Here is a 2,651-nt window from a genome sequence, read left to right as displayed (position 1 = left end):
TCTTTTATTTGTTCATGTATATCTCTGTAAGTGGTAAAATAAAATGGAGAGATTTCGGAAGTTAAAAATCCCGAAAATTTACCAGTAATATATACAGCAACTATCTTCTCCTGTTAAAATTTAATTAGTTTAAGATAACAGGGGGAGATATTGTGGGAATCATAAATGGTAAAAAGAAGGGATGGAGATTGTTTTCTGAAATCAAAAACCTAAAGGGAAATGGCTTGAAAAAGTCTCAAATTGCAAGATATCTGGGGGTGGATTACAAAACGGTTAGTAAATACTTCAACATGACACCTGATGAATTTTCAGATTTAAACAGAAAGAGAAAAAAGAAAAAGCTTGATATCTACAAGGATCAGATACTTCAATGGCTTAGCACTTATCCTGATTTATCATCGGCTCAGATAACTGACTGGATTAAAGAAAGATATGGCAATGTTCCGTGTTCTGAAAGATCAGTAAGGGCATATATAAGTTCCTTGAGAAGTGAATACAAAATACCAAAGCAGGGACACAAAAGACAATATGAAGCAGTAGAAGAATTAGAAATGGGATTCCAATCACAGGTGGATTTTGGTCAGATTTGGGTTGATACTATAGATGGCTCAAGAATAAAGCTGTATTGCTTTGCCATGGTTCTATCACATTCAAGAATGAAGTTTGCCTACTGGCAGGCCAAGCCTTTTACTACTGTTGATTTTATCGAAGCACACGATAAAGCATTTGAATTCTTTGGTGGAAGCACTAAAGAGATTGTTTATGATCAAGATAGGCTTCTTGCAGTTGATGAAAACTTTGGTGATGTAATATATACTGAAGAATTTCAAAAATATGTGGACTTTATGAAATTTAAAATTAGATTATGTAGACCATATGACCCAGAAAGTAAGGGGAAAATAGAAGCGGTAGTGAAATATGTTAAGAATAATTTTGCAAAACATAGAATTTTTGAAGATATAGATTCATTTAATAAATCCTGCTTAGAATGGCTCGATAGAACAGGCAATGCAAACGTTCATGGGACAATAAAAAGAATACCGAAAGAAGTGTTTGCACTCGAAAAACAACACTTAATTCCGGTATCCCCAAAACAAAATTCACCTAAGAACATTTTAACCTATGTCGTTAGAAAAGACAATACCCTATTGTATAAGCAAAATAGGTATCAATTACCCAAAGGAACTTATGAACCTGGTAAAAAGGTTAATGTTGTTATCGAAGGTGAATTTATCAAAGTTTTGGATATTGAAAAAAATAATTTAATAGTTAAGCATAGGATATCCAATGAAAGGGGGAAGTTGATAAAACTTTCGCATCCTGAAAGAGATAGAAATACTGAACTTGATAAGCTTTATGATGATGTTTTTAGATTGCTTGGCTTTTCAGAAGAAGCTAAAATCCTGTTAGATGAAATCAGAAAAGAAAAAGCAAGATATTTTAGGGATCAATTAAGTCTTTTAAAAAAAGCAGTAGAAGGCATTGATGCTGATGTAATTAATAAAGCTTTAATGTATTGCTTGGAAAGAAGGATGTATTCAGCTACGCTTTTTAAAGAAGCGGTTGAATATTTCAATCTTAAAGAAAAAGAAAAAATAGGCACAGAAAAACAGAAAACAAATCCTATCCCTGAAAAATACAAGAATGTAAAACCTGACATAAGAAGCATTGAAGAATATTGTAAGATAATTGGAGGGATAGGGCAATGGATAAGATAAAGATAATCAAAGATTATGCGAGGAATCTTAAGCTTGGGTATATACGGGATAACGTCCAGAAGATTATTGATGATGCAGATAATAAAGATTTATCATACCATGATTTGATAATAGAGCTATTAAAGGGTGAGATAGAGCAAAGAAATAGAAAGGCACAGGAAAGAAGGCTAAAACAGGCTGGATTTCCTGTGATAAAAACAATAGAAAGCTTTGACACAGAGTTTCAAAGATCAATAACTAAAAAGCAGATAAACAGGCTTTTAGAGATGGACTGGATAGATAATATATATAACCTAATATTTTTAGGGCCACCTGGAGTAGGTAAAACGCATCTTGCAATAGCACTTGGATACAAAGCTGTTGAAATGGGATACAAGGTAAGTTTCACAACGATGGACAGGCTAATGTATCATTTAAAAACACAGGATATATCAAGGAAAAGCAAAAGTAAAATAAATAGGATATACTCTTCAGACCTTGTCATAATTGATGAAATTGGATATTTACCGATTTCACATGAAGAAGCAAATATGTTTTTTCAATTAATATCAAATCTACATGAACAAACGTCAATAATTATCACATCTAATAAAGGGTTTGAAGAGTGGAGTGAGCTTTTGCAGGATGTAGCATTAACCACAGCTATATTGGACAGGCTAACCTACCGATGTGAGATTTTTAATATGACAGGCAAAAGCTACAGGTTGGAAAACAGGAAGTCGCTATTTAATGATTAGATTTAATGATTAGATATAATGATTAGATGGAAAAATTTCGGGATAAAAAATTTCCGAAATTTCTCCAAAAGTACTTGCCGATTACAATCTCTTGTTGGAACATCTTTTTCATAAAGTGAAATTATTTTTTCTTCTATACCTTATATATTTCTTTTGTGTTTTGAGACGATTATAGTTTCAAGTTTTCCACACTTAT

At 32.4% G+C, this 2,651-nt stretch carries 2 protein-coding genes; both read left to right on the top strand.

All coding sequences use genetic code 11. The annotated features are described in order from the left end of the window. The first annotated feature begins 152 nt into the window (after positions 1 to 152). Complete coding sequence (istA, locus tag Q3V94_RS13630) at positions 153 to 1,718, top strand: IS21 family transposase (RefSeq protein ID WP_303528539.1); 1,566 nt, start codon at positions 153 to 155, stop codon at positions 1,716 to 1,718. Continuing rightward, the gene (gene istB, locus Q3V94_RS13625; protein ID WP_303525863.1) at positions 1,706 to 2,455 is read left to right on the top strand and encodes an IS21-like element helper ATPase IstB; all 750 of its coding nucleotides are present in this window, start codon (positions 1,706 to 1,708) and stop codon (positions 2,453 to 2,455) included. Before istA ends, istB begins: the two co-directional genes overlap by 13 nt. Positions 2,456 to 2,651 lie beyond the last annotated feature (196 nt).

The sequence above is a fragment of the Caloramator sp. CAR-1 genome (genome assembly GCF_030546345.1).
Classification (GTDB): Bacteria; Bacillota; Clostridia; order Clostridiales; family Caloramatoraceae; genus Caloramator; species Caloramator australicus.
The sequence above is the reverse complement of the archived record's forward strand: the minus strand, read 5'-3'. Positions and strand labels throughout refer to the sequence as shown.